This is a genomic window from Micromonospora taraxaci (assembly GCF_007830095.1).
GTDB lineage: Bacteria > Actinomycetota > Actinomycetes > Mycobacteriales > Micromonosporaceae > Micromonospora > Micromonospora taraxaci.
Window position 1 is genome coordinate 2,731,589 of record NZ_VIWZ01000001.1, and the last position, 18,326, is coordinate 2,749,914.

An 18,326-nucleotide genomic window follows, 5' to 3' on the forward strand; every position below is an offset into this window, starting at 1 on the left:
GTCCGGCCACCAGGCTCGGGAGGAACCATGTGGCATCCGCGCTTCCGATCGGACTACGCGCAGGTACGGCTGCCCGACGGCCCGCTGGTGGTGCTGGGGGAGACCCGCAGCCTGATCATCGACGACCCGGTCGCCGCGGACCTGGCCGACCAGCTCGACGGCGTCGAGCCGTTGGCCGACGTGGTGAACCGGCTGGCCACCCGGCACCCGGTCACCGCCGTCGCCGCCGCCCTCGCCCGGCTACGCGACCACGGCCTACTGGTGTCCGGTCCGGCGGGCACCGCACCGGCGGAGGCCGCCGGATGGGATGCCCGCGGTGTCCCGCCCGAAGCAGGGCACCGGTGGATGGCCGAGGGATCCGTCACCATCGTGGACCTCGGGGCGCCCCGGGTGACGGAGACCGCCGACGCGCTGCGCGCCCTCGGGCTCGCCGTCACAGTGGTCGGACCGGACGAGACCGACGACGTGCCGGTCACCGCCCAGGTGCTGGTGCTGCCGTCGTCGATGCTCGACCCCCGACTGGCGTTGGTCAACGACCGCCACCTGGCGGCCGGTCGTGCGTGGACCCTGGCCCGGCCACACGGCAACGTCGTCTTCCTCGGCCCGCACCTGGTGCCGGGTCGCACCGGCTGCTGGGCCTGCCTGCGGCAACGGTGGCAGGAGAACGAACAGGTGAACGCCTTCCTGGACGGGCAGGACCTGAGCGACCCCCTGCCGCAGCCGGGCCGGGCGGTCCTGCCCGGACTGGCCACAGCGGCCGCCGGGCTGCTCGCCACCGAACTCGCCGTGCTCGCCGTCCGGGGCTCGTCACCCCGCCTCACCGGCCGGATGGTGGCCCTGGACACCCGGGACCTGAGCATGGAAAGCCACCAGTTGGTACGCCAGCCGCAGTGCCCCGCGTGCGGCGACCCGGACCTCGTCGGCAAGGCCGAGCCACGGATCGACCTGCCGCCGAGCGGCGCCCAGCCCAGCCGGGGCGAGGACTCCCGCACCCGGGAACCGGCAGAGGCGTACGCCGCTCTGGCCCACCACGTCAGCCGGTACCTGGGCGTGGTGAGCCGACTGACCCCGTTGGAGGCGACCGACAACGGCGTCACCCACACCTACTCGGCTGGGCACAATTTCGCCCAGCCCCGCCAGCTCGCCGGGTTGCGGCGCAACCTGCGCGGGCAGAGCGGCGGCAAGGGCCGCACCGACCTCCAGGCGCGGATGAGCGCGATCGGGGAGGCGGTGGAGCGCTACTGCGGGGTGTGGCGCGGCGACCGCCCGGTGCACCGGGCGACGTACCGCCAGCTGGGTCCGGACCGAGCCGTGCACCTGCGGGAGCTGCTGCTGTTCTCGGAACGCCAGTACGCCGATCGGGACCGGCTCAACGCCGACCTCGGCCACCTGCACCGCGTACCCCGCCCGCTGGGTGACGAGGTGGAGCTGGACTGGACCACGGGCTGGTCTCTGACCCGGCGGACGCCACGCGAGCTGCCCGCCGCGTACTGCTGGTACGGGCATCCGGAGCTGACCGGGCTCGGGGTGTGCTCGGCCGACTCGAACGGCTGCGCCGCCGGCGGCAACCTGTCCGAGGCGATCCTGCAGGGCTTCTGCGAACTCGTGGAGCGGGACAGCGTCGCCCTGTGGTGGTACCACCGCTCGCGGATGCCCGGGGTGGACCTCGCCTCGTTCGCCGACCCGTGGACGGCCGCCTGCGTCGACCACCATGCCACCGTCCTGGGCCGTGAACTGTGGGCCCTCGACCTGACCGCCGACCTCGGTGTGCCCACGTTCGCCGCGGTGTCCCGGCGATCCGACGGCGGGCCGGAGGACGTCCTGGTCGGCTTCGGCGCGCATTTGGACGCCCGGGTCGCGCTGACCCGGGCGCTTACCGAGGTCAACCAGTTCCTGCCCGCCGTTCCCGGGCCCACCTCCGCGCGCAACAGGTACGGCGTCGACGATCCGGACACCGCACGGTGGTTCGGCACCGTACGGGTGGCCGATCAACAGTGGCTCTCCCCGGACCACACCCGAGCGCCCCGCACCGCCGCCGACCACCCGCCGCTGACCACCGGGGACGTCGGAGACGACGTGCGGCACTGCGTACGCCGGGCGGAGCGGGCCGGCCTGGAGGTGATCGTCGTCGACCAGTCCCGTCCGGACGTCGACCTGGCGGTGGTGAAGGTCGTGGTGCCGGGTCTGCGGCACTTCTGGCGCCGGCTCGGCCCCGGTCGGCTGTGGGACGTGCCGGCCCACCTCGGCCGGGGCCCGCTGGCCGCCGACGAGACGGCGGCCAATCCGCTGAACGTCTTCTTCTAGCGAGGGGTGCGTAGATGACCACCGTGGTGAGACCGGCCGGCCGGCGGTCGTCGTGAGCGGCACCGTCGGCGGCCCGCCCATCCAGGAGGCGTACCGGCTGCGCCGTGACGCGGAACTGCGCCTCGGCGAGGACGGCTCGCTGACCCTGCGGCAGACCCGCTTCCAGCTCACCCTGGAACGACCCGGCATGGGCCGACGGGCACTGCTCCTGCAACTCGCCGCCGACTGGGTCAGCGACGTCGAGGTCGGCCGTCTGATCAGCGGCCTGGAGGGGGAGAGCCGGGTGCTGGCCGCCCAGTTGCTGCTGCGCCGTTTGCTCGCCCACTCCTGGCTGGAGCGCCGCCTCCAGGTCGACGACCGCGCGCTGCTCGACCTGGTGCCCACCGGACTGGGTCGGGGCAGCCTGCCGGAGAGCCGCCCGCACACACCCGGGGTGCGCCACCGGCTCTCCCGCTTCGCCACCCTCCAGCACGAAGAAGGCAGGCTGGTGGCCGCCTCGCCGCTGAGCACCCTCACCGTCGGCTGCGCCGACGTCGCCCTCGGCGCGGTGTTGGTCGCCGCCGTGCCCGGCGTCGGACCCGACACGGTGGCCCGCACGCTCGGTGTGCGACCGGCGGCCGCCGGCCGGGTGCTCGACGAGTTGGTCACCGCCCGAATCCTGGTCACCGAAGCCGAGTTCGAGGCGGAGTGCGACGACGCGCCACTGGCCTACTGGTCGCCCGAGGAACTGCGGCTGCACCACCGCTCCCGGGCCGGCCGGCACGCGCTGCCGGTGGGAGGCACCTACCGGATGCGGGAACGCTTCGCCCCACAACCGCTGCGCCGCCCCTACGACGGCGGTCGCGCGATCGACCTGCCACTACCGGACCTGGCGACGATCGCCAAGGTTGAACCCGCCTTCAGCCAGATCGTGGCGGAGCGGCGCAGCGTGCGCGAACACGACGACGGGGCGCCGCTGCCGCTGGAGCGACTGGCGGAGTTCCTGTACCGGTCGCAGCACACCAGCGCCGCCGGCGAGGCCGGCGGGCAGGAGGTCGGTCATCGGCCCTACCCGGGCGGCGGCGGGGTCTACGAGCTGGAGATCTACCCGCTGGTCGCGCGGTGCGCCGGACTCGACCCCGGGCTCTACCACTACGACGCGGTCGGGCACCGGCTGGAACCGGTCGCCGCCTGGGGGGCGGCCGCCGACCGGTTGCTGGCGTACGCCCGGGCGGCCGGCGCCATGCCCCGGCCGCCGCAGACGGTCCTGGTGGTCACCGCCCGGGTCCAGCGGCTGATGTGGAAGTACGAAGGGATGAGCTACGCCATGATCCTCAAGGACGCGGGAGTGCTGACCCAGCAGATGTATCTCGTCGCCACCGCCATGGAGCTGGCGCCGTGCGCCCTCGGTGCCGGGGACTCCCAGGCCTTCGCCGAGTTGTCCGGGCTCGATCCGCTGGTCGAGCCGAGCGTGGCCGACTTCCTGCTCGGCTCGCGCCGCGCCGCCGGCCCGCCCGCAACGGGGGGCCGGTCATGAAGTTCCGGCGGCAGGCGCTGCGCCAGTTGGAGGCCCCCGAGCAGTTGGACCGGGCGGTCCGGCTGACCACCGTGCCGCACTGGCTGGCCACCGCCGCGCTGGTCATCGTCGTGGTCGCCGCGGGCGTCTGGTCGGTACGCACCGTGATCCCCCGCACCGTCGAGGCCGCCGGGGTGCTGATCCACTCCAACGGGATCTCCGCCCTCGACGCGATCGACAGTGGTCAGGTCACCAAGGTCTGGGCGTCGCCACACCAACGGGTGGCCAAGGGCACCCCTCTCTACAGCCTGCGCACGATGGAGGGCAAGGTGGTGGTGGAGAACGCGCCGGGTGACGCGTACGTCGTGGCCTGGCTGGTGTCGGAGGGGGAGATCGTCACCCCGGGCACACACCTGGCGGATCTGGAGCGGCTCGACACCGCAGGGGACGCGTTGCAGGCCGTCGTGTACGCCCCGGCCGTCGCCGCTCCGCTACTGCAACCCGGTGTACCCGTCGAAGTGGCCGCCGCGGCGGCACCGCGCAACGTGTTCGGCACCCTGGCCGGTCAGGTGGCCACCGTCGGCGCGTTCCCGGAGACCGAGGCGTCGCTGCGTGCCTTCCTGGGCACCGGGCCGGACGTACGGCGGCTGCTGGCGCACGGCAGCGTGATCCGGGTGACCGTCGCCCTGGAGCCCGACCCGGCAGCTCCGGGCGGTCTGCGCTGGACGAAGACGCCGCCGCCGTTCCAGCTCAACTCGGCGAGCGAGGTCACCGCCTGGTTCACAGTGGACCAGGAACACCCGATCGACTGGTTGCTGCGGCGATGAGCGCGCCGTCGACAGCGGTCCCGAACGCACCGGAGCTGCCCAGGATCCGGCGTCGACGGGTCCGCACGCCCACCCTGATCCAGATGGAGGCGGTGGAGTGCGGCGCCGCCGCGCTCGGAATCCTGCTCGCCCACCACGGCCGGCATGTGCCGCTGGAGGAGTTGCGCCGGGTGTGCGGCGTGAGCCGGGACGGCTCCACCGCCGCCACAGTGCTCAAGGGTGCCCGCCGGTACGGGATGGTGGCCAAGGGTTTCCAAATGGACCTGGCTGGCCTGGCCACTGTGGCGCTGCCGGCGGTGCTGTTCTGGCGCTTCGAGCACTTCGTCGTGCTGGAAGGACTCGGCCGGAACAAGGTCTTCATCAACGATCCGGCGACCGGCCCCCGGGCGGTGAGCTGGGAGGAGTTTGACGGCGCCTTCACCGGCATCGTGCTCACCATGGAACCCGGGCCGGAGTTCCGTCCGGGTGGCACCCGTTACCGGATGGTCCGGGCGTTGGCCCAGCGGTGGCGCGGCCCGGGCTCGGCGATCGCGCAGATGCTGCTGCTCGGGCTGCTGATCGCCGTGGTCGGTCTGACCATCCCGGTGATGGCCCAGGTCTTCGTCGACCGGGTGCTGTTGCAGGAGGACCAGGCCGCGTTCGCCGGCCTGGTGGCGGCGGTGGCGGTGGCCACCGTGCTGACCTTCCTGGCCAGCCTGCTCCAGCAACGCCTGACCGTACGCGCGGAGACAGCGCTCGCCCTCGCCAGCGCCGCCCGGTTCTTCCGACATCTGCTCCGGCTGCCACCGTCGTTCTTCGACCAGCGCCAGGCCGCCGACCTCGGCCAGCGGGTCCGCGGCAACGACGTGGTCGCCGAGGTGCTCACCCGTCGCGCGGCGACCACAGTGGTGGACACCGGCCTGGTGCTGGCGTACGGGGCGCTGCTCTGTCAGTACGACCTTCTCCTCGGACTGTGCGCGGTGGTCCTCGCCGGGTTGAACGTCAGCGTGCTGCGCTACGTCGCCTCGACCAGGTCGATCGCCGTCGCCGGTCTCCAGGCGGATCGCAGCAAGCTGGTGACCACCGTGTACACCACGGTCCAGCTGATCGAGACGGTGAAGGCGGGCGGCGAGGAGGAGCGGGCGGTGGCCCGGTTCGCGGCGCGGCACGCCACCGTCGCCTCACGGCAGCAGCGACTGGGAGTGCCCACCGCGGTGCTCTCCGTCCTGCCCGCGTTCCTCGCCTCGGGGACGACCGCGGTGCTGCTCGGGTTGGGCAGCCGACAGGTCGTGGCGGAGTCGCTGACGGTCGGCGTGCTGGTCGCCATGCAGAGCCTGGCCGTCGCGATGAACCGACCGTTGGGCAACCTCACCGCCCTGGGTTCCCGGTTGCAGGACATGAGCGCCGACCTCAACCGGCTGCGTGACGTGGAGCACTACCCACTGCCGTCCGCCGAGGAACGACCCGCCCGACCGCTGACGCCGATGGAGGGGCATCTGCGCATCGAGAAGGTCACCTTCGGCTACAACCCGCTGGGCCGCCCACTGCTGGAGGACTTCAGCCTGGACCTGCCCCCGGGTGCCCGGGTGGCGCTCGTCGGGCGGTCGGGCAGCGGCAAGTCGACGGTGGGCCGGCTGGTCGCCGGGCTCTACCGCCCGTGGACCGGTCGGATCACAGTGGATGGCCTCGACCGTCCGGGCACCGACGACGGTCTCTGGGCGGCCACTGTCGCCATGGTGGACCAGGACCAACGGCTGTTCGAGGGGACGGTCCGGGACAACGTCACCATGTGGGACCTCACCGTTGCCGACGAGGACGTCGTCACCGCGCTGACCGACGCGTGTTTCTACGACGAGGTCGCGGCCCGCCCGGGCGGCCTGGCCAGTCCGGTACGGGAGAACGCCCGCAACTTCTCCGGTGGCCAACGGCAGCGACTCGAGATCGCCCGCGCGCTCGTCCGCAACCCCCGGGTGCTGGTGCTCGACGAGGCGACCAGCGCACTGGACGCCGAGACCGAACGCCGGATCGACCTGCATCTGCGCCGGCGGGGGGCGACCTGCCTCATCGTCGCCCACCGCCTGTCCACGGTCCGCGACTGCGACCTGATCGTCGTGCTGGACGGCGGTCGGGAGGTGGAGCGCGGCACCCACGAGCAACTGGTCGCCCGCGACGGCGCGTACGCGCGACTGGTCCGGGACCAGTGACCACGACGATCCGAGGAGACACTGATGAGCGGCGCGGTGGAGGAGGACCCGGTAGGCGGCCTGATCGGCTACTGCGCCGACGGCGTACGCCAGGTCTGCCGCCTGGACGGCCCGGTGGCCGGCTGGCTGGTGACCGGCGGCGAGGCCGACCTGTTCGCGGTGCGCCGGGCCGGGATGAGCCCGTCGCGCCGCCACCATGTGGCCCGGCTGCCGGCGGGTGGCCTGGCGCCGACGTCCACAGCACTCGGTGCGTGGCAGTTGATCCTGGTGCCGTTGCCCGGCGCGGAGTTGCGCGGGCTGTCCCAGCGACACCTGTCCCTGCTGGAGCGGCATGTGCGGCTCGACCGGCCGGCGGACGAGGGGCCGTCGCCTCGGGCGCGGACTGCCGCGATTGAGATGGTCGCGGCGGTGGACCTGGTGTTGGTCACCATCGCCGACGCGCTGCGTCGGGGGCAGGCGCCCCGGGAGGCCTCCACCCTGAGCGGGCGCGAGATCGTCTCGCTGGCGCAGGGGAGCGCCCTCACCTCCACCGGGGGCGCCTGGTGGCTGCGTAGCGCCGGTGGACAGCTGCGACGCAACGACGGTGGCCCGGTGGAGATGTCGGGGGAGCACGAACTGCTGCTGATCGCCGAACGCGACTGGGTGGTGGCCGAGTCGCCGTGCGCGGTGGAGAGCCACGGCAGCTGGGACCTGCTGGTCGCCGGCCAGCTCCGCCCGGCGGTCGACCAGCACGTTGCCCGGCTCCTGCGCATGGTGGAGAGCCGGATCGAGGAGGCCGACGCCGCCCTGCTGAGCGGGGTGCAGCGGCGCCGGCAGGTCGACGCCGCGGTGCTCGCCGCGGCGGCCCGCCGGTCGATCGGGGTGATCGGCGCGGGCGGAGCGGTGCCGGTGCCGGACACCGAGGCCGGATTCGACAGGTACGGGCGGGCCGCCTCGGTGGTCCGGGTGGTCACCGAGGGCATGGGCAGCCCGGTCAACGAGCCGGCCGACCGTAGTGGCGCGCTGCTGAGCGACCGCGCCGCGGTGCACGCGGTGTCCCGAGCGTCCAGCCTGTTCCTGCGTGAGGTGCGACTGCCGGACCGGTGGTGGCGGCGGGACCTCGGGCCGCTGGTGGGGTGGCGGGTCGGCGCCGACCCGGAGCAGGCCGTCGCGGTGCCGTTGGTGTTTCGGCGACGTCGCTACCACCAGGTCGACCCGGACACCCGCGCGCACAGTCCGATCAGCCCGGCGGTCGCGGCGACGTTCGCCGTCGAGGCGACCCAGGTGCAGGCGCCACTGCCGCCGAGCGCCCGGATGCGTCACCTGCTCCGGGCCGGGCTCGTCGGCGCGGGCCGCGACGTGCGCGGCCTGCTGTTCGCCGCCGCCTGCGTGGCGCTGCTCGGCCTGGGGGTGCCGCTGGCCACCGGCGAGGTGCTCGGCCAGTTGGCCCGGCAGGGTGAGGTGGACGGCCTGGTCGGTTTCGTCGCCCTGATGCTCAGCGCCGCGGTGGTCGCCGGGCTGGTCGGCGTGGTGCAGAACCTACGGCTGCTGCGGTTGGACGGCCGGTTGCAGTCCGGCGCGCAGTTGGCGATCTGGGACCGGCTCCTGCGCCTGCCGGCCCGGTTCTTCACCGGCCGCAGCAGCGGCGAGATCGCGAACTCGATGTTGGGAATCTCGTTCGTCGGTGAGGCGGTGAGCGCGCTGCTGCCACAGCTCGTCTCGGCGGCGGCGACCGTCGCGGTGACCCTCGGCATGCTCCTCGTGGTCGAGCCCGTGCTCGGGCTGTGGGGGGCGGGGATCGTCGCCGTCACACTGCTCACCTTCGGCGCGTTCGCCGTGTTGATCATCCGCCAGCAACGGTCCGCGCTGCCGGCGGAGCACCGTGCGGCGGCGATGACCAACCAGTTGCTCGGCGGCATCGTCAAGATCAAGGTGGCGGCTGCCGAAGCCCGGGCCCACGCCCGCTGGTCGGAGGTGGCCGCGACGGCCCGGGCGGCGCTGCAACGGGTCCGGCAAAGCCAGGCGGGTCTGGTCGCCTTCGCCACCGTGCTGCCGATCGCGGGGCAACTGGTCCTCTTCGCCGTGCTGATGGGGCCGTTGGCCGGCCGGATCGCACCGGCCGACTTCTTCATCCTCAACGTCGGCTTCGCGATGCTGCTCGGCGCGCTGCTGGTGCTGGTGTCGGCGGGGGTCGAGGTGATCGCCGCAGTGCCCCGGCTGCGCAGCCTGAACGACATCCTGCGCGCCGACCCCGAGGCGCGGCCGGACAAGGTGGACCCGGGCGAGCTGCGCGGCGAGATCGCGCTGCACCGGGTCACCTTCGCCTACCAGCCGGACGAGCCGCCGGTGCTCGTCGACATCGACCTGCACGTCCGCCCCGGTGAGTTCGTCGCCATCGTCGGGCCGAGCGGCTGCGGGAAGTCCACCCTGCTGCGGCTGCTGCTCGGCTTCGAACGCCAGCAGCAGGGCGCGGTGCTCTACGACGGCCAGGACCTCTCCGAACTCGACGTGCACGCGGTCCGCCGACAGTGCGGGGTGGTTCTGCAGGACGGCCAGCTCTTCGCCGGCTCGGTACGGGACAACATCTGCGGCGCCGGGAGCTTCCCCCTGGACCAGGTCTGGGATGCGGCGCGTATGGCCGGCCTCGCCGACGATCTGGAGGCCCTCCCGATGGGAATGAGCACGATGGTGCCCTTCGGTGGCGGGACGCTCTCCGTCGGGCAGCGCCAACGGGTGCTGATCGCCCGCGCGCTGGCTCCCCGGCCCCGGATCATCTTCCTCGACGAGGCGACCAGCGCCCTGGACAACCGCACCCAGGAGGTGGTGACCCGGAGCACCGCCACCCTGGCCGCGACCCGGTTGGTCATCGCCCACCGGCTGTCCACGGTCCGTGCGGCGGACACCATTGTGGTCCTCGACGAGGGGCGGATCGTCCAGCGGGGAAGCTACGACGAGCTGATGGACCAACCCGAGGGGCTGTTCCACAGGTTGGCGCGGCGACAACTGTTGAGCGAGCCGGACCGGGCCGGAACCGTGGTGGTGGAGGACCGGCAGTCGGACGGGCAGCCCGCGACGAGCTGACCGCCTGGTCAGCCGTTGTCGATGACAGTGCCGTCGTCCAGGCAGACGTCCGTGTCGAGGTGGTTCTCCAGCAGCTCCGCCACGTGTGTCTCGGCCTGGTTCTCCGCGGCGAGCCGGAACGCCTCGGTGAGCACGTTGACCACACCCTGGGTCAGTAACAGGGTCTCCCGGTCGAGGTCGGCCCAGGACGTCCCGGCGCCGCTGCGCACCAGCTCCGGCGCGAGGGCCAGCAGTCGGGCGGTGACGGCGGCGACCAGCTCGTCAGCGACCGGCCGGAGGCTGTCCAGCACCTCACTGAGGGTCTGCAGTGCCGGCACCGTACCCACCCGTACCCGGTGCAGGTCCAGCGCGGCGCGCAACGGGCGTGGTCGGACGGTGCGGACGCTGCCGTCGGTGGTCCGGCCGATCACGCCGTGCCGGGTCAGCGCGTGGGCCAGCGCGGGACGGTCGGCGGTGAGCCGTTGCAGCATCGCGGTCAGACCGTCGGGCGCATCGTCACTGGCCCGCACGCCGAGCATCGCCTCGATGGAGACCAGGTTGAACCCCTGCCGTTGCAGAGCGAGGATCGCGTCCAGCCGACGGACGTGGGAGTCGTCGTAGAAGGCGGCCCGACCGTGCCGCACCGGCGGGGGCAGCAGCCGCCGGGCCTGGTGGGCGCGGATGTTGCGAGGCGACATCCCCACCTTGCGGGCGAGTTCCTCCACGCTGTACCCGGCCGGGCCGCCGGGCGTCGTCGTCACCTCGTTGATGGTCACGGTGGCCTCCGGCAGCACTCGGTGGCGGAACATGGCACCCCGTCGGACCGCTGTCAGGACGGGCGATCCGTTGATCGCAGCCTAGGTGCGCACTCCGGGCCGTAACAGGCGAGGAATTACTACTTGTTCACAGTGATGACAGTCTCTAGAATCGCAATCCGTCGCACGCCGCTGATTCCCAATTACCCGGCTTTCGCCGCAGGGTGACCTATTCGCGGCCACATTCGATGAAATCCCCGCTCGTGGCGCAGCCCGGATCTGCCGGTGGCCCACGATGAAGCGAAACCGGCGGCCCGGAATCCCGCGCCGCCGGACGCCGGGGCGTCGCCGCCGGCGGCCGATCATCGAAGGGAGCAGGGGTGTGACACCTGTCGATCGTGCGGTCTTCGTGGCCGCGTACAGCCGGTTGGTCGCCGAGGTCTGGGCCGACCCGGTCAAGGAGCAGGCCCTCGGCCGGGACCCCCGCGGGTTCCTCGCCGGCTACGGACTTGAGCTGCCCGATGATGTGCAGGTCCGGGTGGTCCGGGACGTCGCCGACGCCGATCCCGACCTGGAGGTTCAGATCGAGTCGTGGGAGTCGGCGGCCACCACCGGCACCTTCGTGCTCTTCGTGCCGTCGCTGCTGCCGGTGGCCCAGGCGGAGCTCGCGGAGGACGAGCTGGACAGCGTCGTCGCCGGTCTGGACTCCAGTTGCGCCTGCTGCTGCCCGTGCTGCTGCACCTGACACCGATGTCTGCCGCCCGGCGGCCTATACGGCAGATTCTGATGGCAGTAACACGAAATGCTTGATTGCCGAACCTCGATCTTCTTAGCGTTCTCCACACAGAAATGACCGCTCGCCCCCGCAGCGTTCCCCAGGAGAGGACCAAACGATGAGCAACGACGGACAGGAATACGGCGCGAGGTTCGTGACCAAGTATTCGGAGCTGGTAACCGCGGTGTGGCGCAGCGACGAGGAACTGCAACGCCTGCTCGCCGACCCGACCGGCTACGCAACGGCGGCCGGCCTGCCGGTCGAGCCCGGTTCCCGGGTCGAGGTCGACCGCGCCCAGCCCGCCACGCTCTACACCAAGGAGCAGATCGTCTCCGACTGGGCCGGCACGCCCGGCCTGCACGTGCTGCACGTGCCCGAGGTGCCGCTGGTCGACCTCAACGAGCTGACCGAGGCCGAGCTGGAGACGGTCGCCGGTGGCGTCGCCCCGATCGCCGACAACAACGTCAACATCATCGCGGTCCTCATCCTCTGAGTTCCCCCACCACCGCCGGGAGCCTCGATGACTGACACGACCGAAACCATCGCGTTCCGATCCGGCACCTACCGGACGGCCAGCGTGGAGCAGACCTGGGAACGGGTCGGTGGGATGCTCGACCGATTCCGGATCACCCGGGTCGCCGACATCACCCGACTCGACGAGATCGGCCTACCGGTGCACGTCGCCTACCGGCCGGTCGGAGCCACCATGGCGGTGAGCGTCGGCACCGGCGCCACCGCGACGCAGTCCCGGGTCAGCGCGGTGATGGAGAGCATCGAGTCCTGGCATGCCGAGAACCTCCGGCCGGGGACCGTCGTGCGGTCCCCGGCCGCGGCGCTCGACCTGCCGTACGACGTGCGGTGGCTGCACCTGGCCGAGCGGTCCCCAGTGACCCCTGCCGTCGAGCTCGACTGGGTGGCCGGCCGCGGCCTGGTGACCGGTGCGCCCTGCCTGGTGCCACGCGCCACCATCGAACTCGACTTCACCATCCGAAGGGGCTGGGACCGCGCGCTGTTCACCCCCAGCAGCAACGGCCTGGCCACCGGGAACACCTTCGCCGAGGCCAGCCTGCACGCCCTGCTGGAGGTCGTCGAACGGGACTGCATCGCCCCGTACTGCACCTCCCCGCTGGCCGAGCGCACCTACGCCGACCCGGGCACCGCCACCAACGCGATGACCCGAACCGTGCACGACGCGCTGCTGCAGGCGGGCTGCTGGGTGGAGATCTGCGACATCACCAACGCGATCGGCGTGCCCTGCTACGCCGCGTCGATCTGGTCCCCCGACCTGCCGGTCACCTTCGGTGGCTTCGGCTGCCACGTGGACCCGCAGATCGCCGTCGGCCGGGCCATGTCGGAGGCCGCCCAGTCACGGCTGGTCATGGTCTCCGGAGCACGTGACGACATCGACGCCACCGCGTACCACGACGTCGGCGCGCCGCCGGTGCCGCCCCCGACCGTCGACCGGCCCGTCCAGCCGGTCCGCCGGGACCTCCCGCCGACGGGAGACGTGACCGAGGTGCTGCGTGAGCTGGCATCCCGCGTGCAGCGGATCACCGGCGTCGAGCCGTTCAGCGTCGACCTGACGCACGACGACATCGGCATCGCGGTGAGCAAGGTGTTCGCCCCCGGCCTGCGGATGTTCGACGAGCGGGCCCTGAGTACCCGACCGGGAGTGCCCCGTGACTGACGTCGTCTTCATCGGTCCGAGCCTGCCGATCGACGAGGTCGGCCGGTTGCTGCCCGACGCGGTGGTGCTGCCGCCCGTCGCGCACGGCGACCTGCTCCGCCTGGACGTCGTCGCCGGCGACCGGGTCCTCGTCATCGACGGGTTCTTCCTGCAACACCCGCCGGTCCGCCACCGGGAGATCCTCGACCTGCTCGACAGTGGGGTGACAGTGGCCGGTGCCGCCAGCATGGGCGCGTTGCGTGCCGCGGAGCTGTGGCCGTTCGGGATGCGGGGCGTGGGCGAGGTGTTCCAGCTCTACCGCGACGGCGTCGTGACCGGCGACGACGAGGTGGCGGTGGTGCACGGGCCCGCCGAGGAAGGTCACCGCACGCTCAGTGAGCCGCTGGTGAACATCCGGGTCCAGCTGCGCCGCGCCGTCGCCGCCGGAGTGCTCGACGACGCCGAGGCCGCACTGCTGCTGGACGCCGCCCGGGAGTTGCCCTTCCGGCGGCGGTCGTACCGCGCGTTGGAGCGCACCGCGCCACCCGAACTGGCGGCCCTGGTGGACCGTTTCGTGACCTGGCACCGGCAGGACCCCTGGGACGCCAAGGGCGCCGACGCGCGGCTGCTGCTGTCGATGGCGGCGGACGACGCGCCCGAGCTGTATCCCGCGCACGGCGGTGACCAACCGATCGACAACCTGCACACCCGCTTCCTCGACAGTTGGCGATCTCGGTTCGCCGGGCAGTCGACCGGTGGGCACTGGGTCAGCGACCGGGAGGCCGCCGCGGTGCTGATGCTGCTGCACCCCGAGGAGCCGGCCTGGCACCGACGGGAGGTGCTGGCCGGGCTGGCCGGTGTCGACATCGCCGACCCGGCCGCCGAGGAGCGGGCCTACGAGGTGGCCCGTGAGCGAGGACTGGCCACCGTGCTGCCGAGCGAGCACGACTGGCTGACCGACCGGGAACGTGGCCTCGACGATCGCGAGGCGGTGCTGCGGGTGTTGGTGCGGGCGTTCGGCACCACGCCGCACCGGAGCCTGGCGCTGTGGATGGTCGCGGCGCCGCTGCGTACCCCCGCGCTGCTCGCCGCCGCGCGGCAGGTCGCGGCCACCGCCGCGTCGCTGAACGAGACAGTCGTCCCGCGTACGACCGGGCACCGTCGCCCGGGCAGCCGGCTGCACTTCCGGACCGAGGTCGTCGACGCGTGCTTCGCCGCGCTGTGGGGCTGCGACACCGACGGGCTGGAGGCGGCGGCATGGGACCGGGGCTTCGTCGACCTGATGGCGTTCCGGTACGCCGCCGAACCACTGGTGGCGTACGTCAAGGCGTTCGGCGCCCCACGGCTGCCGGAGGTGGCGCATCCCGCGCCGGAAGACACCCTGGCCGGTTCAGCGGCCCGGGTCGGCTGAGGAGGAGTCGATGAGCGGCACCGTCAAGGCGGCACTGATCTACCCCCCGCTGACCGATCCCACGTCGGGATACCACTCCCTGAACTACCTCGACTCGTACGCCCGCGCGCAGGGGCACCGACCGGCGGAGATCATCGACGCCAACATCGAGGCGTTCCACCACTCGTACACCCCGTCGGCGTACGAGTGGTTGCAGCGGGAGCTGTCCCGGCTCTCCGTCGACGACCTCAGCGGCCCGGACGCGCTGATGGCCCGGGCGAACCTGCTCAACCTGCCCGAGCCCGACCCGGACCGGCTGCGCAGGTCGATCGGGGTGTTGCAGGACCCCACACTGTTCTACGACTACCGGCACTACCAGGACGCCGTCGAGGGCGTGATCTCCTGGATGGACACGCTCGGCGCGGTGGGGTTCCCCGGGCAGTTCCACGCCGGCTTCCGGCTGCACCCACCGCCGATGATCTCGATCGGGTCAGTGGCCGCGCTGACCGACGAGGCTCTGCTCGGCCGGCTCAACCGGCCCTTCCAGCCGTACTACGAGGACGTGCTGATCCCGCGACTCGCCGCCGGTGGACACCAGGTGATCGGGATCAGCGCCACCTACCAGTGGCAACTGCCGTTCGCGCTCTGGATCGCCCGGCTCGTCCGGCAGGCCTGCCCGGATGTCTTCCTCATCGCCGGCGGCACCGAGATCTCCGACGTCTGGAAGTGCGCCAGCAAACCGGAGTACGTCTTCCAGGTGCTGGCCGACTTCGACGCGATTGTGGTCGGCGAGGGGGAGAGCGCGTACACGGAGATCCTGGACGCGGTGGCGACCGGCACCCTGCCGGCCGGGCACCCCAACGTCCGACTGCACCCCAAGTACGGCCGGCAGCGTCAGCTGCCCCTGCGCTACGAGCGCCTGGCGCAGGTGCCGGTGCCGGACTTCTCCGGCCTGCCCTGGGATCTCTACCTCAGCCCGGAGAAGTTCGTCTACTACTCGCCGACCCGAGGCTGCTACTGGAACAAGTGCACGTTCTGCGACTACGGCCTGAACACCGACGGACCCACCAGCCCGTGGCGGCAGGACACCGTGGACACGATGATCGCGGACGTCACCGAGCTGTCGAAGTTCGCCAAGTTCATCTACTTCTCGGTGGACGTGCTCGCTCCCGCGACCATCCTGCGGTTCGCCGAGCGGGCCGTGGAGCAGGGGCTCGACTTCCGCTGGGGCGCCGAGATCCGGCTGGAGAAGTACTGGTCCGACGAGCGGTGTGAGCTGTTGCGGCGCAGCGGCTGCGTGGCCATCTCGGTCGGCTTCGAGTCCGGAAACCAGCGCATCCTCGACCTGATCGACAAGGGCACCAAGCCGGAGCAGGTACGCCGCACCATGACCGCGATGACCAAGGCCAACATCGGCGTACAGATGATGGGCTTCACCGGTTTTCCCACCGAGACCCGCGAAGAGGCGCTGGACAGCATCACGTTCCTGCGCGAGAACCCGGACCTGTGGACCCTCGGCGGGCTGGGCGACTTCATGCTGACCCCGGGCGCCATCGTCGCCAAGGAGCCGGACCGGTTCGGCATCACCAACGTGCGGCCGGTGGAGGGCTCGGACATCGTTCGGATGCTCCAGTACGACGAGCCGGTGACCGAGGCGGCGCAGGCCGAAATCGCCCAGGCGAAGGCCGACCTCAACCCCGGGCACTTCCACCGTCCGTGGCTGGGCAGCACCGACACGCCGCACACGTTCTTCTACCACGATCGCTACGGCACGGCGGTGCGCGGCGTGCTCGCCCACGACCGGGTCCGGCACGACACCGACGACCAGACCCAGTTCCTCGCCAACGGCACCTTTGTGGACCGCGACGACGAGCAGGTCTGGGAGGCGTACCGGCGGATCCGCTCCGACGAGCAGGACGGCTCGCCCGGTGAGCTGCCGGCGGACCGGCACCTGTTCCGCCGGGCCGACGGCCTGGTGTTCGCCCTCAACCGCAGCAGCCGACTGTTCCTCGACCTCTTCATCGCGCCGCTTACCCTCGCCGACGCGCAACGTCGGCTGTGGATCGTCGAACCGACGGTCGCCGACCGGGTCTGGCGGACCTTCATCGGGCAGCGACTGATCCGCCGCCACCAACTTCCGAGCGAGGCGGCGCGGTGACCCGACCGCCGGGTGCGGCGGGCGGGGCGACTCGCATCCGGCCCGGTGCGATCAACCAGCCAGCTGTGCCCAGGGCGGAGAATGCCTGCCCACGTAGGCCCGAGCACGTGGCAGCGGGTCACGCCAGTACTGGTCCGGCATACGGTGGTGGTGATCCGCGCAGAATTCCGCGAGATCCACCGTGATCCCGACGGTTTCCAGCGGGTGCCCCTCGAAGCGTGCGTTGGCGGCGAGCAACTGCGGCTCGGGATTCCAGCCGGAATGGTCGAACGCCCAACCCTCCCAGACCGCGTAGACGTGGAAGACGTGCCGCTCGCCCACCAGCCGTACCGCCGTCACCTCGATCAAGCGGTCCGGGTACGAAGCGCGACAGACCCAGGCGAGGATGTGGCACGCTCCGGCTGCGAAGAAGGCCTGATCCGGCCGTTCCCACGCGACGCGCTGATCTGATCGCTCGATCGCTGTCCGACGAAACAATCCCGCCGCCTCTGCTGCCACCACGCCGAGGCTAGTGGGATCAGGACGTGTTGACCGGCGGCTGGTCTCCACTGTGCGACATGATCAAGTGATGAGAAGTAGGTCGAAAATGGCTCTGCGACCTATTTTTCATCACTTGATCATGTAAGTCCGTCCGTGCTCGGCTCAGGCATGCAACCACGGCAAGTCGCCGTCGGCGTGCTGCATGGCAACCACGATGTCAGCGGACGATGACGAGGTTGGCCATGTCGACGACCGGTCGGAAGCCGAGGGCAGCGTAGATCTTGTTCGAGGTCGGGTTGGCCTGGTCGGTGAACAGGCAGACCCGTGCGCCCTCCGCCTGGATCTGCCGGGAAACCTCGGCTACCGCGTTGCTGGCCCAACCACGGCCGCGCTGGTTCGGCGGTGTGTACACCGGCCCCACGCGTGCCACCCCGAACGACGGTGGGTTGGCACCGGTGAGGTGCACCGGCTGCCCGGTCTCGTCGACCCAGAACCACAGCCGTCCGGCTCGAAGGCGGCGCAGCAACTCGTCGCGCTCAGGCGCGTCGTGCGCACTGGTGCCGCGCGGTCGACCCGCCTGTTCGTCGGCGTCGCCCGTGAACGCGATGTACCACCGCGTGACCAGTTCCACGTCGTCCTCGGTAGCGACCACCAGGCGGCCGGGCACCGGTGGCGGGCAGGCCAGCTCGCCGAGTTCGTGCAGCCGCATGTGCTGCGCGACCTGGGCTCGACCCCCGAGGAGCCGGGTCAGTTCGGTGGCGAACAGGTCGACGGTGGGCAGGGCCCCGTTGACAGCGAGCACCTCCTCGTCGCGCCCGTGCAACGCGTGGGCCAGCGCGACGGCCGCCTCGTCGGGCATGGGCAGCAGGTACGGCGGATAGGGGGCATAGGGCGTCGTGCGCATTCCGGCGCCGACCACGGCGCCGGAGTCGTCGACGACCGCCAGCCACCAGTCGCGGTCCGATTGCGGAATGCCCGCGCTACGCTGCGACAACAGCCGGTGCGTGTGGGTGGTGACGATGGTGCAACCGACCGGATCGGCACGCAGGTAGTCGTCCGCTGCGGCGAGGAACTCTCCGGGGTCGGTGAAGAACCGCAGCCGCAGCCCGGCCATCGGGAGTGTGCTCATCCGCGTACGTTAGCCATCGATGTGCCACGGCGACACGGTATTTACGTGGCCCAGGATCCGCAGGAACTCACCGATCAGCGCTCGCAGCGTTGCCGATCACGGACACCGCGTTCCCTGGCGTGGGC

The 18,326-nt window shown here is 71.7% G+C and carries 13 protein-coding genes; 10 read left to right on the forward strand and 3 right to left on the reverse strand.

Annotated elements, in window-relative coordinates; genetic code table 11:
- Positions 1-27: 27 nt before the first annotated feature.
- Genes FHU34_RS12740 through FHU34_RS33240 form a run of 5 tightly spaced genes read left to right on the forward strand, consistent with a single transcriptional unit; the run spans position 28 to position 9,869 of the window.
- Positions 28-2,304: a TOMM precursor leader peptide-binding protein gene (locus FHU34_RS12740; protein WP_167524815.1), complete on the forward strand. Its 2,277-nt coding sequence runs from the start codon at positions 28-30 to the stop codon at positions 2,302-2,304.
- A gap of 52 nt (positions 2,305-2,356) precedes the next feature.
- Complete coding sequence (locus FHU34_RS12745; RefSeq protein ID WP_145780153.1) at positions 2,357-3,820, forward strand: SagB/ThcOx family dehydrogenase; 1,464 nt, start codon at positions 2,357-2,359, stop codon at positions 3,818-3,820.
- Complete coding sequence (locus FHU34_RS12750) at positions 3,817-4,626, forward strand: HlyD family efflux transporter periplasmic adaptor subunit (protein WP_145780154.1); 810 nt, start codon at positions 3,817-3,819, stop codon at positions 4,624-4,626. Before FHU34_RS12745 ends, FHU34_RS12750 begins: the two co-directional genes overlap by 4 nt.
- Positions 4,623-6,809, forward strand: a complete 2,187-nt coding sequence (locus FHU34_RS12755) for an NHLP family bacteriocin export ABC transporter peptidase/permease/ATPase subunit (protein ID WP_145780155.1) — start codon at positions 4,623-4,625, stop codon at positions 6,807-6,809. Before FHU34_RS12750 ends, FHU34_RS12755 begins: the two co-directional genes overlap by 4 nt.
- A gap of 24 nt (positions 6,810-6,833) precedes the next feature.
- On the forward strand, positions 6,834-9,869 hold the full coding sequence (locus FHU34_RS33240) for an ATP-binding cassette domain-containing protein (RefSeq protein ID WP_208744976.1): 3,036 nt from the start codon (positions 6,834-6,836) through the stop codon (positions 9,867-9,869).
- Positions 9,870-9,877: 8 nt separating this feature from the next.
- Here the strand turns inward: FHU34_RS33240 and FHU34_RS12765 are convergent, their stop codons facing one another.
- The gene (locus FHU34_RS12765) at positions 9,878-10,657 is read right to left on the reverse strand and encodes a MerR family transcriptional regulator (protein ID WP_145780156.1); all 780 of its coding nucleotides are present in this window, start codon (positions 10,655-10,657) and stop codon (positions 9,878-9,880) included.
- 328 nt (positions 10,658-10,985) lie between these two features.
- On the opposite strand from FHU34_RS12765, the gene FHU34_RS12770 reads away from it, so the two are divergent.
- From FHU34_RS12770 to FHU34_RS12790, 5 genes are all read left to right on the forward strand, one after another.
- Positions 10,986-11,348: a hypothetical protein gene (locus tag FHU34_RS12770; protein WP_145780157.1), complete on the forward strand. Its 363-nt coding sequence runs from the start codon at positions 10,986-10,988 to the stop codon at positions 11,346-11,348.
- A gap of 148 nt (positions 11,349-11,496) precedes the next feature.
- Positions 11,497-11,871, forward strand: coding sequence for a class IIb bacteriocin, lactobin A/cerein 7B family (locus FHU34_RS12775; RefSeq protein ID WP_145780158.1), 375 nt, complete (start codon positions 11,497-11,499; stop codon positions 11,869-11,871).
- A gap of 27 nt (positions 11,872-11,898) precedes the next feature.
- Positions 11,899-13,065, forward strand: a complete 1,167-nt coding sequence (locus FHU34_RS12780; RefSeq protein ID WP_145780159.1) for a YcaO-like family protein — start codon at positions 11,899-11,901, stop codon at positions 13,063-13,065.
- Positions 13,058-14,455 carry a TfuA-like protein gene (locus FHU34_RS12785; protein WP_145780160.1) on the forward strand — a complete coding sequence of 466 codons (1,398 nt, stop codon included), beginning with the start codon at positions 13,058-13,060 and terminating at the stop codon, positions 14,453-14,455. The genes FHU34_RS12780 and FHU34_RS12785 overlap by 8 nt, the downstream gene beginning before the upstream one ends.
- 10 nt (positions 14,456-14,465) lie before the next feature.
- Positions 14,466-16,592, forward strand: coding sequence for a B12-binding domain-containing radical SAM protein (locus tag FHU34_RS12790; protein ID WP_145780162.1), 2,127 nt, complete (start codon positions 14,466-14,468; stop codon positions 16,590-16,592).
- A gap of 51 nt (positions 16,593-16,643) precedes the next feature.
- Here FHU34_RS12790 and FHU34_RS12795 read toward each other — a convergent pair whose 3' ends face one another.
- Together FHU34_RS12795 and FHU34_RS12800 are read right to left on the reverse strand one after the other, a co-directional pair.
- Positions 16,644-17,090: a hypothetical protein gene (locus FHU34_RS12795; protein ID WP_145780164.1), complete on the reverse strand. Its 447-nt coding sequence runs from the start codon at positions 17,088-17,090 to the stop codon at positions 16,644-16,646.
- 199 nt (positions 17,091-17,289) lie between these two features.
- Positions 17,290-18,201, reverse strand: coding sequence for a GNAT family N-acetyltransferase (locus tag FHU34_RS12800; RefSeq protein ID WP_244311645.1), 912 nt, complete (start codon positions 18,199-18,201; stop codon positions 17,290-17,292).
- Positions 18,202-18,326: the final 125 nt, after the last annotated feature.

What these genes read in the sequence shown, in the direction of transcription:
- FHU34_RS33240 (WP_208744976.1), top strand. Translation starts at nt 6,834, where the DNA reads ATGAGCGGCGCGGTGGAGGAGGACCCGGTAGGCGGCCTGATCGGCTAC.
- FHU34_RS12775 (WP_145780158.1), top strand. Translation starts at nt 11,497, where the DNA reads ATGAGCAACGACGGACAGGAATACGGCGCGAGGTTCGTGACCAAGTAT.
- FHU34_RS12750 (WP_145780154.1), top strand. Translation starts at nt 3,817, where the DNA reads ATGAAGTTCCGGCGGCAGGCGCTGCGCCAGTTGGAGGCCCCCGAGCAG.
- FHU34_RS12790 (WP_145780162.1), top strand. Translation starts at nt 14,466, where the DNA reads ATGAGCGGCACCGTCAAGGCGGCACTGATCTACCCCCCGCTGACCGAT.
- FHU34_RS12780 (WP_145780159.1), top strand. Translation starts at nt 11,899, where the DNA reads ATGACTGACACGACCGAAACCATCGCGTTCCGATCCGGCACCTACCGG.
- FHU34_RS12800 (WP_244311645.1), bottom strand. Translation starts at nt 18,201, where the DNA reads ATGAGCACACTCCCGATGGCCGGGCTGCGGCTGCGGTTCTTCACCGAC.
- FHU34_RS12765 (WP_145780156.1), bottom strand. Translation starts at nt 10,657, where the DNA reads ATGTTCCGCCACCGAGTGCTGCCGGAGGCCACCGTGACCATCAACGAG.
- FHU34_RS12740 (WP_167524815.1), top strand. Translation starts at nt 28, where the DNA reads ATGTGGCATCCGCGCTTCCGATCGGACTACGCGCAGGTACGGCTGCCC.
- FHU34_RS12755 (WP_145780155.1), top strand. Translation starts at nt 4,623, where the DNA reads ATGAGCGCGCCGTCGACAGCGGTCCCGAACGCACCGGAGCTGCCCAGG.